At 71.7% G+C, this 16,874-nt stretch carries 13 protein-coding genes and 2 pseudogenes; 9 read left to right on the plus strand and 6 right to left on the minus strand.

Going from position 1 to position 16,874, the window contains the following annotated elements; translation table 11 throughout:
* Nucleotides 1-25: 25 nt before the first annotated feature.
* A complete protein-coding gene (locus KUM40_RS28385; RefSeq protein WP_217169040.1) occupies nucleotides 26-598 on the plus strand; it encodes a TetR/AcrR family transcriptional regulator in 573 nt (190 codons plus the stop codon).
* A gap of 38 nt (nucleotides 599-636) precedes the next feature.
* Here KUM40_RS28385 and KUM40_RS28390 read toward each other — a convergent pair whose 3' ends face one another.
* Complete coding sequence (locus KUM40_RS28390; protein ID WP_217169041.1) at nucleotides 637-2,520, minus strand: glycoside hydrolase family 9 protein; 1,884 nt, start codon at nucleotides 2,518-2,520, stop codon at nucleotides 637-639.
* A 134-nt stretch (nucleotides 2,521-2,654) separates the two neighbouring features.
* Here KUM40_RS28390 and KUM40_RS28395 point away from each other — a divergent pair, with 134 nt between their 5' ends.
* Both KUM40_RS28395 and KUM40_RS28400 read left to right on the plus strand, forming a co-directional pair.
* Complete coding sequence (locus KUM40_RS28395) at nucleotides 2,655-3,890, plus strand: AAA family ATPase (RefSeq protein WP_217169042.1); 1,236 nt, start codon at nucleotides 2,655-2,657, stop codon at nucleotides 3,888-3,890.
* A 20-nt stretch (nucleotides 3,891-3,910) separates the two neighbouring features.
* The gene (locus KUM40_RS28400) at nucleotides 3,911-5,530 is read left to right on the plus strand and encodes a VWA domain-containing protein (RefSeq protein ID WP_217169043.1); all 1,620 of its coding nucleotides are present in this window, start codon (nucleotides 3,911-3,913) and stop codon (nucleotides 5,528-5,530) included.
* 30 nt (nucleotides 5,531-5,560) lie between these two features.
* Here the strand turns inward: KUM40_RS28400 and KUM40_RS28405 are convergent, their stop codons facing one another.
* Nucleotides 5,561-6,376: an SAM-dependent methyltransferase gene (locus KUM40_RS28405; protein ID WP_217169044.1), complete on the minus strand. Its 816-nt coding sequence runs from the start codon at nucleotides 6,374-6,376 to the stop codon at nucleotides 5,561-5,563.
* 59 nt (nucleotides 6,377-6,435) lie between these two features.
* The gene (locus KUM40_RS28410; protein ID WP_217169045.1) at nucleotides 6,436-7,311 is read right to left on the minus strand and encodes a helix-turn-helix transcriptional regulator; all 876 of its coding nucleotides are present in this window, start codon (nucleotides 7,309-7,311) and stop codon (nucleotides 6,436-6,438) included.
* A 368-nt stretch (nucleotides 7,312-7,679) separates the two neighbouring features.
* On the opposite strand from KUM40_RS28410, the gene KUM40_RS28415 reads away from it, so the two are divergent.
* The 3 genes and pseudogenes from KUM40_RS28415 to KUM40_RS28425 all read left to right on the plus strand — a co-directional run.
* Nucleotides 7,680-8,150 (plus strand): hypothetical protein, encoded by a 471-nt coding sequence (locus tag KUM40_RS28415; protein WP_217169046.1) that lies wholly within the window; start codon nucleotides 7,680-7,682, stop codon nucleotides 8,148-8,150.
* A gap of 232 nt (nucleotides 8,151-8,382) precedes the next feature.
* Entirely contained in the window at nucleotides 8,383-9,576 is a 1,194-nt protein-coding gene (locus KUM40_RS28420; protein ID WP_217169047.1) for a glycoside hydrolase family 64 protein, read from the plus strand.
* Nucleotides 9,577-9,681: 105 nt separating this feature from the next.
* A pseudogene (locus KUM40_RS28425) lies at nucleotides 9,682-10,533 on the plus strand (family 16 glycosylhydrolase); the annotation flags it as partial.
* 88 nt (nucleotides 10,534-10,621) lie between these two features.
* On the opposite strand, the gene KUM40_RS28430 reads toward KUM40_RS28425, so the two are convergent.
* Nucleotides 10,622-11,461 carry a helix-turn-helix transcriptional regulator gene (locus tag KUM40_RS28430; RefSeq protein WP_217169049.1) on the minus strand — a complete coding sequence of 280 codons (840 nt, stop codon included), beginning with the start codon at nucleotides 11,459-11,461 and terminating at the stop codon, nucleotides 10,622-10,624.
* A gap of 193 nt (nucleotides 11,462-11,654) precedes the next feature.
* On the opposite strand from KUM40_RS28430, the pseudogene KUM40_RS28435 reads away from it, so the two are divergent.
* Nucleotides 11,655-12,678, plus strand: a pseudogene (locus tag KUM40_RS28435) (aldo/keto reductase).
* Nucleotides 12,679-12,787: 109 nt separating this feature from the next.
* Nucleotides 12,788-13,237: a DoxX family protein gene (locus KUM40_RS28440; protein ID WP_217169050.1), complete on the plus strand. Its 450-nt coding sequence runs from the start codon at nucleotides 12,788-12,790 to the stop codon at nucleotides 13,235-13,237.
* Between the two features lie 61 nt (nucleotides 13,238-13,298).
* On the opposite strand, the gene KUM40_RS28445 is transcribed toward KUM40_RS28440, so the two are convergent.
* The gene (locus KUM40_RS28445; protein WP_217169051.1) at nucleotides 13,299-13,445 is read right to left on the minus strand and encodes a hypothetical protein; all 147 of its coding nucleotides are present in this window, start codon (nucleotides 13,443-13,445) and stop codon (nucleotides 13,299-13,301) included.
* Between the two features lie 202 nt (nucleotides 13,446-13,647).
* On the opposite strand from KUM40_RS28445, the gene KUM40_RS28450 reads away from it, so the two are divergent.
* Nucleotides 13,648-13,893 (plus strand): STAS domain-containing protein, encoded by a 246-nt coding sequence (locus KUM40_RS28450; RefSeq protein WP_374227434.1) that lies wholly within the window; start codon nucleotides 13,648-13,650, stop codon nucleotides 13,891-13,893.
* Nucleotides 13,894-13,915: 22 nt separating this feature from the next.
* Here the strand turns inward: KUM40_RS28450 and KUM40_RS28455 are convergent, their stop codons facing one another.
* Nucleotides 13,916-16,840, minus strand: a complete 2,925-nt coding sequence (locus tag KUM40_RS28455) for an FAD-binding and (Fe-S)-binding domain-containing protein (RefSeq protein ID WP_217169052.1) — start codon at nucleotides 16,838-16,840, stop codon at nucleotides 13,916-13,918.
* Nucleotides 16,841-16,874 lie beyond the last annotated feature (34 nt).

Consider the following 16,874-nt stretch of genomic DNA (forward strand, 5'->3'; position numbering starts at 1 on the left):
TGGGAGAGCGATACGGAGGACGGGTGTGGCTCGGGTAGGGCTGACGACCGAGGGTCTGATCAAGGCGGGGGCCGAGACGGCCGACGAGATCGGCTTCGAGCACACCACTCCGACGGAACTCGCCCGGCGGTTCGGCGTCAGGACGGCGAGCCTGTACTCGCACGTGAACAACGCGCACGACCTCAAGACCGGGATCGCGCTGTTCGCCCTGGAAGAGCTGGCCGACCGGGTGTCCGAGGCGGTCGCCGGCCGAGCCGGCAAGGACGCGCTGACCGCGTTCGCGAACGCCTACCGCGACTACGCCCTCCAGCACCCGGGCCGCTTCGCCGCCACCAAGTTCCCCCTCGACGACCGGACGGCGGCCGCCGGCGCCGGAGTGCGGCATTCCCGGATGGCGCGGGCGATCCTGCGCGGATACGACCTGGCCGAGCCGCATCAGACGCACGCCGTAAGGCTGTTGGGCAGCGTCTTCAGCGGCTACGTCGGTCTGGAGACCGCGGGGGGCTTCAGCCACAGTGCCCCCGATGCGCAGGAGAGCTGGACGGAGATCCTCACCGCGCTGGACGCCCTCCTGCGCACCTGGCCGACCGGCTCCTGAACCACCCCGGGGCGCGGACACCCGCGGGTTCCGTCGGGTCAGGGCCGCGCAGCGGTGAGGGAGAGCGCGTACAGGGCCGTGGAGGCGAAGTCGTCCGCCGGTTCCACCGTCTGCCAGGAACGGACGTCGTCGACGTAGCCGGCGCCGTGGCCGTCGAACCGCGACCACGACCCGCCGTCCGGTGCGAAGGAGCAGGGGCGTCCGCCGTCGAAGGTGTCCGCTTCCTTCAGCAGGTCCACGTCGTTCGGCCCGTTGACGACGGCTCCGCGCAGGATGTCTCCACGCCCGGTGTGGCTCATGGCCAGGTTGGCGACCTGGTGCTGGAGACAGTGCGGATAGAGGTCGCCCGCGCCCACGACGAAGCTGGTGCCCCAGGCGTTGGCCCCGAAGACCCAGGCCAGTTGCCGGGCGGCGAAGTCGTCGTACCGGTGGTCGCCCGTGACGCGGGCGTACAGTTCGGCGGTGGCGAGCAGGCCGAAGGTGTTCGAAACCGCGTCGAAGTCGCTGGGTATGACGCCCGACCGGAAGGGGTCCCCGGCCGCCCGCTTCCGTCCCGTCTCCACCTGCCGCCTCAGCTCCGCCTCGAGTTCGCTCGTGAGCCCGGCGCCGGGGTCCGCCGAGGAGAGCACGTCGGCGTGGGCCAGGGCGCTGACGTCGGCGGGGCCCAGGGTGCCGCTCCGCTCGTTCCGCAGGGCCGCGCGGGCCCAGGTGCTTGCCTCGCCGCTCCAGCGCGAGCCGCGTGAGTCGCCCAGGGCGTCGGCGCCGCGCGCGAGTTCGACGGCCGCCCACTCCATGTCGTCGCGCCAGGAGTCCTCCTGGTAGTAGTCGGCGGGCACGGTGGTGACCAGGGCGTCCTCGTCCGGCCGGGTGTCCGCCCTCGCGTAGACGGCGGCCGCCTTGTCCAGCCACTCACGGGCCCGCGCCGGGTCCGCTTCGGCCTCGGCCTGCGCGGCGAGGGCGAAGGCCGCGCTCACCCGGCCCGCGAGATTGGGGCTGATGGGCTCGCCCGGTTCGTTGACGCGGAAGACGGGCCGGTACTTGATCAGGTAGTCGGCGTCCCCCGGCCGCACGGTGAGGTGGTCGTCCTCCTCGGGCAGCCGCCACACGTCGTGATCGCCCCGGACGTTCTCGCCGCCGGACCCGAGCCCGACCTGGGCGTAGAGCGTGCCCGTGTCCGCGTCCCACATCCTGTCCAGCCAGCGCAGACCGTGCCGGGCCTCGTCCCGCAGCCCGGGCACCGAAGGTGTGTCGCGGAGGGTGGTCAGAAGCTGTGCGACCACGTAGGACGTCGTGTGCGTGAACTTCAGGAAGTCGCCAGCGTCGAACCACCCTCCCGACACGTCCACGGGGCCGCCCACTTCGGACAACGCCGGGTCGGAGTCGGGGGCGGGGGTCTCGTAGACGCGGGCCCGTTCGTCGGTCAGGTGCGAGGGCACCCGTCCGGTCGCGTCGGCCAGGACTTCCTCGCCGTCCCTCTGGGTGGCGAAGAAGTGCACGCTGTCCGCACGCAGCGGATCCAGGAGCTGCCGGGCCGTCGCCACGCGGAAGCGGACCGACGGGCCGGTGTCCGCCCCCACCAGGCGCAGCCGATAGGTGCCGGTGCGGCTGATCGACGAGAGGTCGATGGAGCGCACGGCGCCGTAGGTGCTGTTCCACTCACCGAGAGAGGGGCCGACCCTGCCGTGCCCGGCGGTGTTCCCCCGCTCGTCCAGGACCTCGAACTCCGCGTCGGCCAGTTCGTCCCGGTCCCCCATGACGTAGGCGAACTTCTTCTCTCCGGCCACGTATCCGACCTGGTTGACGCGTAGGGCCGCCGGAGCGCCGTCCCCATCCTCGGAACACGCGGAGAGGCAGCAGGCCGCCAGTACACAGGCGGCCACGGCCGACACGGCGCGAGCCGGCCGTGAGAAGAAGTGGTTCATGGTGGACAGTCTGGTCGACGGCACCACCGCGCCGTGGGCCGAGGTGCCGGTCGGGGCGGGCCGAGGAGGGCGGACGTCTGTGCGGGATAGGCTCGGCTCTGCCCGCCACCCGGACGCCACAGGAGGAGTCGGCCATGGGCCCACAGGACCCGCAGGAGGCGCAGGAGGCGCAGGAGGCGCAGGCCGAGCAGGACACGGCCGCGCGGCTCCGGGCGATCGGCGACGAGTTGTCGGACCGTTTCTACGAGCGGGCCGACGTGGTGCGGACGCTGGTGGTAACGCTGCTGGCCGGTCAGCACTCGCTGGTGCTGGGCCCGCCGGGAACGGCAAAGTCCGAGATGGCCCGGGAACTCACGAGCAGGATCGAGGGCGCGTCCTACTGGGAGATCCTCCTGTCCAAGTTCACGGCGCCGACGCGGATGTTCGGCCCCATCGACGTCGCCGCGCTCGCCCGCGGCGAGTACCGCCAGGTCTACGACGGCCGCGCCACGACCGCGCACGTCGCGTTCATCGACGAGATCTTCAAGTGCTCCACGGCGGCGCTGAACGAGACGCTGGGGTACCTCAACGAACGGATCTACCACCCCGAGAGCGGCGGTGAACCCGTCCGCTGCCCCCTCATCGGTGCCATCACGGCGAGCAACGAGCTGCCCGAGGGCGAGGACTCCGCCGCGATCTACGACCGGCTGCTGGTGCGGATCGAGGTCAAGTACCTGGAAGATCCCTCGAACTTCGCCGCCCTGGTCCGCTCCGCCGTCAGCCGCCCGGCCGCACCGCGGCGGACCACCCTGCCACTGGCCGCGCTGCGGCAGGCCGTGACCGAGGCCGTCCCCGCCGTCGAGGTCTCCGACCCGATCGTGGACGCCCTGTGTACGCTGCGGGCCGCCCTGCGCCGCAAGGAACTGGTCGCCTCCGACCGCCGCTGGCGGCAGGCGGTGGGCCTGCTCCAGGCGTCGGCGTACCTCGACGGGCGCCCCTCGGTCGCCGAGAGCGATCTGTCCGTGCTGACCCATGTGCTGTGGAACTCCCCCGCCGAACGCCCCACCGTCGAACGCGAGGTGCTGCAACTGGTCAACCCGGACGCCAAGGAGGCCCTCGACCTCGCCGACACCATCGACGAACTGGAGACCCAGCTCGACGCGATGGCCGGACAGTCCCGCGAGGCGCTGAGCGAGTGGGTCATCAAGAAGGCCCACAACCAGCTCGCCATGGCGGGCAAGCGGCTGGAGAAGCTGCGCGAGGAGGCGGCGGGCGCCGGCCGCTCCACCGCAGCCGTCGACCGGGTCACCGGCCGCCAGCGCGCCGTCCGCGCCCGGGTGCTCACCGAGGCCCTGGGCGTGGACGCGAGCACGGTGCAGGCCCAGCTCTGAGCGCGGGGGCGGACGGGACCATGGACCAGGGACCGCACCGGCTGGACGAACTGGCGAACCGGGCCGCCAAGTGGCTGGCGCTGTCGGCCGCCGCACCCGCACGGCACACCGCGGCCGTGGTCGCGGACCGCTTCGACCGGCTCACGTGGCGGGACACCTACGAGCAGTCCGCCGCGCTGCGGGACCTGGCCGGGGAACTGGGCGAGCGCCACGAACACATCGCCGACCTCCTCACCGACGCCTTCCTGGCCGCCTACCGGGCCGGCCCGCGGCTGCGCGAGCCCGCCGAGATGGACCCCTCCCGCATGGTCAACCACCGGATCGTCGGCGCGTTGCTGGACTCCCCCCGGTTCGCCGAGCTGCACCGGGAGACGGTCGGCGACCCGTACGCCGCCGCCATGGCCGTGCTCGCCCAGGCCACCGCGCTGCGCCGGATGCTGGACGAGTCCCGGCCCGCCCGGGACCGGGACGAGCGGGCGGAGCGGGCGCGGCAGAGCGCCGAGGACGCGGCGAGCGCCGTCGCCGAGGCGCTCCGGCGGGCCGCCGCCGAGGCCGACGCGGACGGCACCGTGCCCGGGCCGGCCGCCGACGCCGTACAAGCCGTACAACAGGCGGCCGAGAGCTCGGAGGCCGCCGCGAGGCGGGCCGCCCTGGACGCCGGGCAGGCCCACGCGGTGGCGCTCCCCGGCATCCGGGCCGCCGCGCGGAGCGCGGTGGCGAAGTCGGCGGCTGCCGCGCGGGAGGAGGCGGCGCTGATGCGGGCCTGGGGCGTCGGTTTTGGCGAACTGGAGCGGATGCCGTTCGACGAGCGCGCCCGGCTGGCCGAGCGGCTGCGCACCGGCCGGCTCGCACAGTGGGCCGAACTCATCGGCCGCTTCCGGCAGATGGCCGAGGGGGAGCGCGCCCGCAAGGTGGAGAACGCCACCGGGGAACTGATCGGGGTCACACTCGGCGACGACCTCTCCCGCGTCATCCCCTCCGAGCTGGCCAATCTCGGCCTGCCCGAACTGCGTGCGGTGTTCGCCGCGCGCTACGCCGCCGGAGAGCTGATGCTCTACGACAGCCAGGGAGAACAGGCCACCGGCCGGGGCGCCGTCATCGCCTGCGTGGACACCTCGCACTCCATGTACGAGGCGGGGCCCGGCGGCATCACCCGCGAGGCGTGGGCGAAGGCGTGCGCGCTGGCGCTCCTCGACCAGGCCCGCCAGGCGGGACGCGACTTCGTCGGCATCCTGTTCTCCGCCGCCGACAAGCTCCAGGTCTTCCGCTTCCCTGCCGACCGGCCCGCCCCGCTCGCCCGCACCCTCGACTTCGCTGAGACCTTCCTGGGCGGCGGCACCAGCTACCAGCGGCCGCTGTCGGCGGCGGGCGAACTGCTCGAGGAGGAGTTCAACGACGCCGCCCGCACCCGGGGCGACATCGTGATGCTCACCGACGACGACTGCGGCGTCACCGAGGAGTGGATGCGCGGCTGGAACGACGCCAAGCGCCGGCTGGGCTTCCGGGTCTTCGGCGTGGGCATCGGCGCCCCGCGCGTCGCGGAGGCCGGCTCGGTCCTCGAGGCCCTGTGCGACAACCTCAGGTCCATCGAGGACTTCACCGACGTCCACGCCGCCGCCGACCTGTTCCGAGTGATCTGACCCGTCCGCCGGCGCCGTCCGCGCGGGCCGTTACGGCTTGCGGGCCACCGCCCCGTACATCGCGATGTCCTCGTCGCGGATGCCCTGCTCGCCCGTGCCGTCCGGACGCCACCTGTGGACCTGGACGATGCCCGGTTCGGCCAACTCCAGGCCCTGGAAGAACTCGTGGGCCTCGTCGATGGTCCGCAGCCGCATCGGCATGTCGCGGGCCGCGTACTCGCGGGCGACCCGGCCCACCTCCTCGGGGGCGAACTCGGCGGTGCCGATGGTCATGGCCAGGTAGCTCCCGGAGGGCAGGGGCTCAAGGAGCCGGCGGACGATGCCGACCGCGTCGTCCTCGTCCAGGACGAAGTGGACGATCGCGATCACGGTGAGCGCGACGGGCCTGCCCAGGTCCAGGGTCTTGCGGAACTCGGCCGATTCCAGGACGGCTTCCGGGTGCTGGAAGTCCGCCTCGATGTACGTCGTCCGGCCCTCGGGCGTACTGGACAGCAGGCCCTGGGAGAGGGTGAGGACGATCGGGTCGTTGTCCACGTAGACCACCCGCGACTCGGGGGCCACGGACTGGGCGATCTCGTGCAGGTTGGGCGAGGTGGGGATGCCGGTGCCGATGTCGAGGAACTGGCGGATGCCCGCCTCCTCGGCCAGCCATCGCACCGCACGGTTCATCCAGTCGCGGTTGGCGCGCATGTGGACGGGCAGCGCCGGCCATTCCCGGGCCATCGCGTCACCCGCCTCCCGGTCGGCGGGGTAGTAGTCCTTTCCTCCCAGGATGTAGTCGTAGATCCGGGCCGAGTGCGCGTGCTCGGTGTCGATTCGGTCGGCCGGCCATCCGCTGTCGGACAACGTTCGCCCCTCTCTGGGTCGGGTCGTGCGGTGCGAGTGAACTCTCGGTGCGGAAAGTCTCACAGCTCCTTGCGCAGCGCGCCGAGGAGTTCCCCGGTGCTTCGGGCCGGGACGGCCTGGGCGCCCAGCCGGTCCAGGGCCTCGCGGTAGACCACCACGTCGTCGCCCTTGTCCAGATAGACGGCGCCCACGAGTCCGCCGAGATAGACGATGTCGGGGAGTTCGGGGGCCCGGAACCGGAAGACGTCGAACGCGCCCGCGCGCATGGCGGGGTGCGGCCCGCCGGCGAACGGCATGATCTGGACGGTCACGTTGGGCAGCCGGCCCACCTCGATCAGATGGTCCACCTGCTGCCGCATCACCTCGGGGCCGCCCACGGGCCAGCGCAGGACCGTTTCGTCCATCACGACCCACAGGCGGGGCGGGGAGGGCCGGGTGAGGATCTCCTGGCGCCGCATGCGCAGGGCGACCCGCCGCTCGGTGGCCTCGGCGGAGGCATGGGGGTTGCCGGCGCTCAGCAGGGCCCGCGCGTAGGCCGGGGTCTGCAACAGGCCGTGCACGGCCCCGGACTCGTAGGCGCGAATGTGCAGGGCTGCCTGCTCCAGGCTCAGATACGCCGCGAACCAGTCCGGCATGACGTCGCGGTAGGTGTGCCACCAGCCCCGCTTGTTCGCCTCGCGCGCCGACTTCAGGAAGGTGTCGATCTCCTGCTGGTCGCGGACGCCGTAGACCTGGAGCAGCTTCTCCACGTCCGGAAGCCGCAGCCGCGCCACCTTCGCCGCCTCCAGGCGGCGGATCGTGGAATGGCTCACCCCGATCGCCTCACCGGCCTGTTCGAACGTCAGACCGGCACGGGTGCGCAACTCCTCCAACTGCCTGCCGAGGATCATGCGCAGCACGGAGGGGGCACCGCCCCAATCGGTCTCCGCGGTCACTCCGTCTTCCCTTCGCCTCGCCGTCCCGCGCCCGGGCCCCGGACGCGCAAGTCTGCCACGGGCGCCGCCCGTTCGAGGAGCATGCGTCCAGCCGGCTGCAATTTTCAAATTGCCGGTTGCGCAGGGTTGTTGAAGGATGACACAGTGGTTCCACCGCCCCCTGTTTTCCTCGACCGACGGCCAGGACCGTCCTGCTGGACACGCACCCCCACCCCACGGGACGGTCTCGCATGACAACGTTCTCCTGGTGATCCGTCGGTCGCGCGCGCCGACAGACCGACTGCGCGTCGAAGTGGAGAAGTGGAGCAGTTCGGCCGCGCCGGTCCCACCGGTCCGCCCGCTCCCCGCCCGGCCAAAGGACACCCCCCATGGACCTGCAGCGCACCCGTGATCCACGTCCGTCCGCGGCCACCGCCCGTGACCGCTCAGGTACGTCCGACACCGCGTGCCCACCCCGGCGACGCCGCTCCGGCCCGGCCTCGCTCCCCCTCCCCGCCGGGTTGCACGCCGGCCTCGGTCACGACGCCGTCGGCACCTGCGCGGAACACGGCGAGCGCATCCTGAACTCCCTGCCCCGCGCGGGCTGCGTGTTCGCCGACGAGGGGCTCTGGTGGTGGATCGTCCCCTCGGGATCCGACATCGGGGTCGCGTGGCCGCACAGTACCCATTACGTCGCCGGCGACCCCTCCTGGACCCGGCCGCGGCCGGCCGACCGGGTGTCCGGGCCGCGCCTGATACACGGCCCCGACGGCGACTCGCCCTACACCGCGCCCATCCCGCTGTACTTCCTCGTCTGCCGGCTCACCGGCGTGCCACCGCACTGGTCCCTGGTGCCCTGAGCGACCGCGTGCCCGGCACCGGCCGACGGGGAAGTAGACGCAGTAGCGGCCGGCATCCCGCACGACATCGTTGTCGCGTCCGACTCCCGGACGTACGAGGACTTTGTCCGCTTCGCCTGCCGCTTCACCTTCCGAACCTGGAGTGCCTTCTTCCGATTGATCTCGTTCAACTAGTTGACATGCACAGGGAAGCACTACAACGCTGCAAGTCCCCCCACACCAAGGAGGACGTGTGCTTTCCCCACGCAAGCTCACTGCGTCCCTGGCCGTCGCGGCGTCGATCGGCGCCGTCGCCGTCGTCGTCGGGCCGGCCGAACCGGCTTCGGCGGTAGCGGACACCATCCCGCTCACCCTGAAGAACGACTCGGGCAGCGCCGAACAGGTCTACGTGTACGTGATCGGCACCGAACTCGCTTCCGGGCAGCAGGGATACGCCGACGAGAGCGGCACCTTCCACGCCTGGCCGGCCGGTGGCGCCCCGCCGGTCCCGGCCCCCGACGCCTCGTTCGCCGGCCCCGCAAACGGCGGGTCAAAGACCGTTCAGCTTCCGAAGTTCTCGGGCCGGGTCTACTTCTCGTACGGCCAGAAACTCGACTTCCGGCTCGCCGACGGCGGACTCGTGCAGCCGGCCGTCCAGAACGCCGACGACCCCAACCACGACACGCTGTTCAACTGGACCGAGTACACGCTCAACGACTCGGGCCTGTGGATCAACTCCACCCAGGTGGACATGTTCTCGGCGCCCTACTCCGTCGGCCTGACCGCGGGTGACGGCTCGACGAAGCAGACCGGTTCACTGAAGCCGGGCGGGTACAAGGCCGTTGCCGACGGCCTCCAGCAGCAGGGCGGCGGCTGGGAGGGCCTGGTCCAGACCCGCGACGACGGCTCGCCGCTGCGGGTCCTGGCTCCCGGCCACGGCATCGGCTCCGGAGACCTGCCGGCCGACGTGATGAGCGACTACATCGACCGGGTGTGGAGCAAGTACGCCACCGACACGCTGACGGTCACGCCGTTCAAGGATCAGCCGGACACAAAGTTCTACGGCAAGGTCAACGGCGACAGGATGGACTTCACCGACGGCACCGGCGCGGTGGTCACCTCCTTCGAAAAGCCCGACTCCGACTCCGTCTTCGGCTGCTACAACAAGCTCGACGCACCCAACGACCAGGTGCGCGGCCCCATTTCGCGGACCCTGTGCGCCGGGTACAACCGGTCGACGCTGCTCACCAACTCCGAGCAGCCCGACGCCGACGCCTCCGGCTTCTACCAGGACGGTGTCACCAACCACTACGCCCGGCTGATCCACGCGCAGATGCGGGACGGCCACGCGTACGCCTTCGCCTTCGACGACGTCGGCAACCACGAGTCGCTCGTGCACGACGGCGACCCCAAGGACGCCGCCATCACGCTCGAGTCCTTCGACTGACCCGAGCCGTCGACCGACCGGGCCGGCCCCACCCGCGCCCGGACCTTCCCCCCACCTCTACGCCCGCTCCCGCCTCGTGGGAGCGGGCCCACGAAAGGGAGAGACATGGCCTCCCCACGACTGCTCCGCAGTTGCCTGCTCGCCACCCTGTCCGCCACCCTCGTCGCGGCCGCCGCGGTGACCCCCGCCCAGGCGGAGCACCGGCCGAAGTCCGCCGCGGCGGTGACGTTCTCCGACACGTTCGACGGACCCGCCGGGTCGGGCGTCGACTCCGCCAAGTGGCAGCTCGAAACCGGAGACAACGTCAACAACCACGAGCGGCAGTACTACACGTCCGGCACCGACAACGCGAAGCTCGACGGCCAGGGCAATCTGGTGATCGAGGCCCGGCGCGAGAACCCGGGCAACTACCAGTGCTGGTACGGCACGTGCGAGTACACCTCGGCGCGGCTCAACACCTCGGGCAAGTTCACCGCCACCTACGGGCACGTCGAGGCCCGGATGAAGATCCCGCGCGGACAGGGCATCTGGCCCGCGTTCTGGATGCTGGGCCAGGACATCGGCGAGGTCGGCTGGCCCAACTCCGGCGAGATCGACATCATGGAGAACGTCGGCTTCGAGCCCTCGACGGTCCACGGCACCATCCACGGCCCCGGCTACTCCGGCTCGGGCGGCATCGGCGCGGCCTACACACTGCCGAACGGCGAGGCGTTCGCGGACGCCTTCCACACCTTCGCGGTGGACTGGGCGCCCGACAAGATCACCTGGTCGGTCGACGGCAACGTCTACCAGACCCGTACGCCGGCCGATCTGAACGGCAACGACTGGGTCTTCGACAAGCCGTTCTTCCTCATCCTGAACCTCGCGGTCGGCGGCTACTGGCCCGGCGACCCCGACGGCTCGACCACCTTCCCGCAGCAACTGGTGGTCGACGAGGTGAAGGTGACCACGAGCGACGGCTGACGGCTGAAGCTGACGGCTGACGGAGCCCAGCCGGACACGAAGTCGACCGCCGCCTCCCCGGAGGTGGCGGTCTTCTTCGCGTTCAGCCGCGGGTCAGGTCTTGGAGGCCGACCACCCGCAGCAGCTCCAGCCGCGCGTGGGACTCGCTGCCCGGTCGGGCGGTGTGGACGATCAGCCGCTGGTCGTGCTCGGGGCTCAGCAGCACCTCGCAGTCCAGCTCCAGCAGGCCCACGACCGGATGCAGGAAGCGCTTGACGTCGGCCTGGCGCACGGCGACCTCGTGGGTGTCCCAGAGCGCCGAGAACTCCTCGCTCCGGGCGCGCAGCAGGCGTACGAGCGCCCTCAGCCGCGCGTCGTCCGGGCGGCGGGCGAGAGTGGCGCGCAGATCCGCCACCGCCGTGCGGCCGGCCCGGTCGTGGTCCTCGGCCGGGAAGAGTTCCCGCGCGGACGGGTCCATGAAGAAGCGCCGGACGACGTTGGGCTCCGCCTCGGGGGCGGAGGCGTCGCCGTGGAGCGCCCTGGCCATCGCGTTCTGCGCGAGGATGTCGCCGCGGTCGCTCACCACCTGCGCGGGGACGTCGGTCAGCCGGTCCAGGAGGAGGAGCAGGCCTGGGCGGACGTGGTCCGTCGGGGTCCGGTCGCGCGAGGGCTCCTCGCCGGCCAGCAGGAAGAGATGGTCGCGTTCGTCGCCGGTCAGCCGCAGCGCGCGGGCGACGGCGGCGAGCATCTGGCGGGACGGCCGCGATCCCCTGGCCTGCTCGAGCCGCGTGTAGTGGTCGGTGGACATGCCCGCCAACTGCGCCACCTCCTCGCGGCGCAGCCCCGGGGTGCGACGCCGCGCGCCCGGCGAGAGCCCCACGTCGGCGGGGGTGAGCCGGGTGCGGCAGCGGCGCAGGAAATCGGCCAGCTCGGTTCTGTCCACCCGTCCACCATGCCGCGTGTCGCCGGCCGCAGCCAGGGACGGCCGGTCCCTGGACAAGGACGTCTCTCCCGCCGCGGCCGGCCCCGCCGCACGCTGGAGGCCCGCGGGTCCACCGGCCCACCTCGCCGGTGCGACGCGCTGTCGGGAACCCTTCGCAAGGATTCGCAAGGTCGCAAGGAAAGGCATGGTCGCCATGCAGTACCGCACACTCGGCCGGACCGGTATCAAGGTCAGCCCCTACGCGCTCGGCGCGCTGATGTTCGCCACGTCGATCGGCAACCCCGACCCCGACGACTCGGTCCGCGTCATCCACAAGGCGCTGGACGCCGGGATCAACCTGATCGACACCGCCGACGCCTACCGCGACTCCGAGGAAGTCGTCGGCAAGGCGCTCAAGGGGGGGGCGCGACGACGTCGTCCTCGCGACCAAGGTGAGCCGCCCGCTGGGAGACGACCCCAACCAGCAGGGCGCCTCACGGCGCTGGATCATGACCGCCGTGGAGAACTCGCTGCGCCGCCTCGGGACCGACCACATCGACCTCTACCAGATTCATCGGCCGGATCCCGACACGGACGTCGAGGAGACGCTCTCCGCGCTCTCCGACCTGATCCGCAGCGGCAAGGTCCGTGCGATCGGTACGTCCACGATGCCGGCGTCCGACATCGTGGAGGCCCAGTGGGTCGCCGAGCGACGCGGTCTGGCACGGTTCCACACCGAGCAGCCGCCGTACTCGCTGCTCAGCCGCGGCATCGAACGCGAGGTGCTGCCGGTCGCGCGGCGCCACGGGATCGGCACGCTGGTGTGGGGGCCTCTCGGGCAGGGCCTGCTGACGGGGCGGGTGCGCAAGGGCGGGCAGAACGAACTGCGCCGCGCCGGGTTCCTCCGGCACGTCAACGACGAGCGCCGTCTCGACGCCGTCGAGCGGTTCGTCTCGCTCGCCGGGGAGGCGGGCCTGCCGCTGACGCATCTCGCGATGGCGTTCACCATCGCCCACCCGGGCGTGACCAGCGCGATCGTCGGACCGCGCACGATGAGTCATCTCGACGACCTGCTGGCAGGCGTCGATGTCGCGCTCGGCGACGACCTGCTCGACCGGATCGACGAGATCGTCCCGCCCGGCACGGACGTCGGCGTCCTCGACCAGGTCTTCGTACCGCCGGCTCTCCAGCGGGCGGGCCTGCGCCGCCGGCCCGTGGGCGAACGTTCCGCCGCCTGACGGTGAGTGGAACGCCTCGCGCGCACGTATGGAGTACGGGAGGGCTCTCGCCCGCCCGGCCCGCGTCCGCGCGAGGGCCCGCAGCGACCGACTCGAGGAGAGCGCACCGATGAGCACCGCACGCCTGAACGACCGGCTGACCAGACAGCAGCCCCTGGTTCTCGGACTGTTCCGCATCGTCCTGGGCGTGCTGTTCACCAGCGAGGGCGCCGCCACGGTCTTCGGGCTGCTGGACCGGCGGGCCAGCTCCACGGGTGACTGGCCGTTCTGGTACGCCGGCGTCATCGAGCTGGTGGCGGGGGCCTTCGTCCTCGTCGGCGTGGCGACGCGCGGGGCGGCGTTCCTCAGCTCGGGAATCATGGCCTTCGCCTACTTCACCGAGCACCAGGGGGACGGCCTCTTCCCGCTCCAGAACGGCGGGCTCGCCCCGGCGCTGTTCTGCTGGGGCTTCCTGCTGCTGGTCTTCTTCGGGCCGGGTGCGCTGTCCCTGGCGGGACTGCTCCGCCGCGGCGACACCGCCCCGGGCGCCGCCCGGCCGGTGACCGGGCAGGTCTCGTGACCATGCAGGTCTCGTGACCGGGCGGGTCTCGTGACCGGGCGGCGCTCGTGCCCGGCCGCTCTCAGGGGGAGGTCGTTTCGGCGATGTCGGCACCCGGAGCATCCTCGTCCGGGGCCGCCGGGGGCGGAAAGATCAGGTCTTCGAGCGCGTCCGCGGCGAAGAGGAAGGCCATCATCACAACCGGTAGGAGCAACGCGAGCAGAATCACAGGACCTCCCGGTAGGTCGGTCTGTGGGCGTCGTGGCCCGGCTCTCAGGATGCGCCCGAATGGCGGAACCCGCACGACGGAACGGGCCACGAGACGACACCGGCGGCTGATCAGCGCAGGTGAGAGGCGCCCTGGGGTGATTCTTTGGCCAACCGTTCACGCATATGCAGAACGCACGTGCGGCGCATCCTCTGCCCAGGACATGCCGTTGGGTACGTATGGAACCTCTCCTCGAGATCAGTTCGTCGTCGATCTGCGCGGGGTGGCGTTCATCGACTCCATGGGCCTGGGCGTGCTGGTCGGCGCACTCAAACGGGTCCAGTCCGTCCATGGGGAGCTGAAACTGGTCATCACCGACGCCAACACGAAGCAACTCTTCGCCCTGACCGGCCTGCGGCACGTCTTCCCCATCTTCGACTCGGTGTACCAGGCGAGGCGAACATCCTAGGAGTGGCAGCTCCTGGGGGCGTTCATGGCCGGGTCGCCCGGTCCAGTTCGAGGAGGACCGAGTAGTACTCGCGCCCGGTCGCGCGGTCCATGCCGATCTCGCACATGCGGTTGGCGGACAGGTGCGCGTCGTACGCGCGCGAGGTCACCTCCTCGGCCTCCTTCGCCGTCGCCGAAGCGGTCAGCTCCTTGTGCAGCATGCCCCGGTCACCGGCGAAGGCGCAGCATCCGGCGTCGTCGGGGACGACGACCTCGTCGGCGATCGCCTCGGCGACCTGCCGCAGTTCGTCCACGTCGCCCAGGTGCCGCATGGAGCACGTCGGGTGCAGCACCGCCGAACCGGTGGTGCGGCGGATCGTCAGCCGTGGCAGGAGTTCGTCCGCGGCCCAGACGACCGAGTCGACCACCTTCAGTCGCCGGTGCAGTTCCCGGTTGGCGTCGCTGAGGTGGGGGACGGCCTCGTGCTTGATGCCGAGCGTGCAGGACGAGGCGTCGACGACCAGCGGGAGCCGCCCGCCGTCGGTCCAGGCCCAGGCGGCCTCGACGACGCGGTTGGCCATCACGGTGGTGCCGTCCGCGTAGCCCTTGGAGTGCCAGATCGTGGAGCAGCAGGTGCCCGCGACGTCGTCGGGGATCCAGACCGGCCGGCCGGCGCGGGCCGAGACGTCGACCACGGCCTGCTGGAGCGAGGGGGTCCCGTCGCCCTCGGGGCCGGCGAAGATCCGGTTGACGCAGGCCGGGTAGTAGACGGCGCTCGCTCCCGTCCGGGAGGTGCGGGGGACGGCGCGGGCGGCGGCGCCGGGGATCTCCGGCAGCCACTCGGGCACCAGGTCGGTTCGTACGGCCTTGCGGGCGAGGCCGGTGGCGGCCGTCAGCAGCCGGTCGCTGATCCTGTCCGCCGCGCCGACCGCGAGCCGCGCCGACGCCTCCACGGTCTTGAAGCGCTTCGCGGTGAGGGCGGCGATCCGCTCCTCGCGCGGTGAGTGCCGCCGGTGGCGGAACTCTTTCATCATGGCGCCGGTGTCGATGCCCACCGGACAGGCGATCGCGCAGGTGGAGTCGCCCGCGCAGGTGTCGACGGCGTCGTAGCCGTAGGAGGCGAGGAGCTGTTCCTCCACGGGCGAACCGGCCGGCTGGCGCAGCATCTCCCGCCGCAGCACGATCCGTTGGCGCGGAGTGGTCGTCAGGTCGTGGCTGGGGCAGGTGGGTTCGCAGAAGCCGCACTCGATGCAGGGGTCGGCGACCGGCTCGATTGCGGGGATCGTCTTCAGGCCGCGCAGGTGGGCCCTCGGGTCGCGGTCCAGGACGACCCGGGGTGCCAGTACGCCCTCGGGGTCGACGACCTGCTTGGTGCGCCACATCAGCTCGGTCGCCCGGGACCCCCACTCCATCTCCAGGAACGGGGCGATGTTGCGCCCGGTGGCGTGCTCCGCCTTCAGCGACCCGTCGAAACGCTCCACGGTCATGCGGCAGAAGGCGTCCATGAAGGCGGCGTACCGGTCGACGTCGGAGGTCCTGGACGCGTCGAAGGCGAGCAGGAAGTGCAGGTTGCCGTGGGCGGCGTGACCGGCGACGGCGGCGTCGAAGCCGTGCTCGGCCTGGAGCCCGAGAAGGTCCTGGCAGGCGTCGGCCAGTCGGGACGGCGGAACCGCGAAGTCCTCCGTGATCAGGGTGGTGCCCGCCGGGCGGGAACCGCCGACCGCCGTGACGAAGGCCTTGCGTGCCTTCCAGTAGCCGGAGACGACCTTGGCGTCGCGGGTGAACCCGTTGGTCACCGAGGCGACCGGCGCGACCAGTTCCAGCCGTTCGACGACTCCGGCCGCCGCCCGCTCGAACGCCTCCTGCGCCGCCTCGTCGGGGGCCCGGAACTCCACGAGCAGCGCCGCCGTCTCCCGCGGCAGTCCGGCCCAGTCGGCCGGCACGCCCCGCACGCTCACCGAGGCGCGCAGCGTGTTGCCGTCCATCAGCTCGACGGCGACGGCTCCGGCCTCGTTGAACAGCGGTACGGCGGCCGCCGCGGCGGTCAGCGAGGGGAAGAAGAGCAGACCGCTGGAGACCTTGCGGTCCAGCGCCAGGGTGTCGAAGACGACGTCGGAGATGAACCCGAAGGTGCCCTGGGAGCCGACCATCAGTCCGCGCAGGATCTCGACGGGTGTGGCGCCGTCCAGGAAGGCGTCCAGTCGGTAGCCGTTGGTGTTCTTGATCTCGTACTTGGCGCGGATGCGGGCGGTGAGCCGGGCGTCGGCCTCGATCTCCGCCTTGAGGGCCAGCAGCCCCGCGCACAGCTCCGGCTCGGTCCGCACCAGTCGCTCGTCCGCGTGCGGGTCGGCCGTGTCGACGACGGTGCCGCCGGGCAGCACGAAGGTCAGCGAGGCGAGGGTGCGGTAGGAGTTGCGGGTGGTGCCGGCGGTCATCCCGGAGGCGTTGTTCGCGACGACCCCGCCGACGGTGCAGGCGATGGCGCTGGCCGGGTCGGGCCCCAGGATCCTGCCGTACCGGGCGAGGGTCGTGTTGGCCCGCATGACCGTGGTGCCGGGACGGATGCGGGCCCGCGCGCCGCCGTCCAGGACCTCGATGCCCGTGAAGTGCCGTCGTACGTCGACGAGGATGTCCTCGCCCTGCGCCTGGCCGTTCAGACTCGTGCCGGCGGCGCGGAAGACGACCTGGCGGCCGTTGGCGCGCGCGTACCCCATGACCGCGGCGACGTCGTCGATGCTCTCGGGGAGTACGACGACCTGCGGAACGAACCGGTAGGGGCTGGCGTCGGAGGCGTACTTCACCAGGTCGGAGACCTTCCAGCGGACCTTCTCCGGTCCCAGCAGCGCGGTCAGCCCGGTGCGCAGCGCCTCGGGCGTACCCGTGGCCCCGCTGTCGGGGACCCGGTCGGCCGCCGGGGCGCGGACCGCTGTGGGGCGGAGGGTTTCCGGCTTGGGCTCCAGCAGGGGCATGGCGTTCGTCTCCCACGATCTCGAACAGTGCTGA

Source organism: Streptomyces sp. AC512_CC834 (genome assembly GCF_019049325.1).
Lineage (GTDB): Bacteria > Actinomycetota > Actinomycetes > Streptomycetales > Streptomycetaceae > Streptomyces.

Bases quoted from the DNA above. Each gene is read 5' to 3' on its own strand.
- KUM40_RS28390 (WP_217169041.1), bottom strand. From the start codon at position 2,520: ATGAACCACTTCTTCTCACGGCCGGCTCGCGCCGTGTCGGCCGTGGCC.
- KUM40_RS28395 (WP_217169042.1), top strand. From the start codon at position 2,655: ATGGGCCCACAGGACCCGCAGGAGGCGCAGGAGGCGCAGGAGGCGCAG.
- KUM40_RS28400 (WP_217169043.1), top strand. From the start codon at position 3,911: ATGGACCAGGGACCGCACCGGCTGGACGAACTGGCGAACCGGGCCGCC.
- KUM40_RS28415 (WP_217169046.1), top strand. From the start codon at position 7,680: ATGGACCTGCAGCGCACCCGTGATCCACGTCCGTCCGCGGCCACCGCC.
- KUM40_RS28440 (WP_217169050.1), top strand. From the start codon at position 12,788: ATGAGCACCGCACGCCTGAACGACCGGCTGACCAGACAGCAGCCCCTG.
- KUM40_RS28450 (WP_374227434.1), top strand. From the start codon at position 13,648: ATGCCGTTGGGTACGTATGGAACCTCTCCTCGAGATCAGTTCGTCGTC.
- KUM40_RS28455 (WP_217169052.1), bottom strand. From the start codon at position 16,840: ATGCCCCTGCTGGAGCCCAAGCCGGAAACCCTCCGCCCCACAGCGGTC.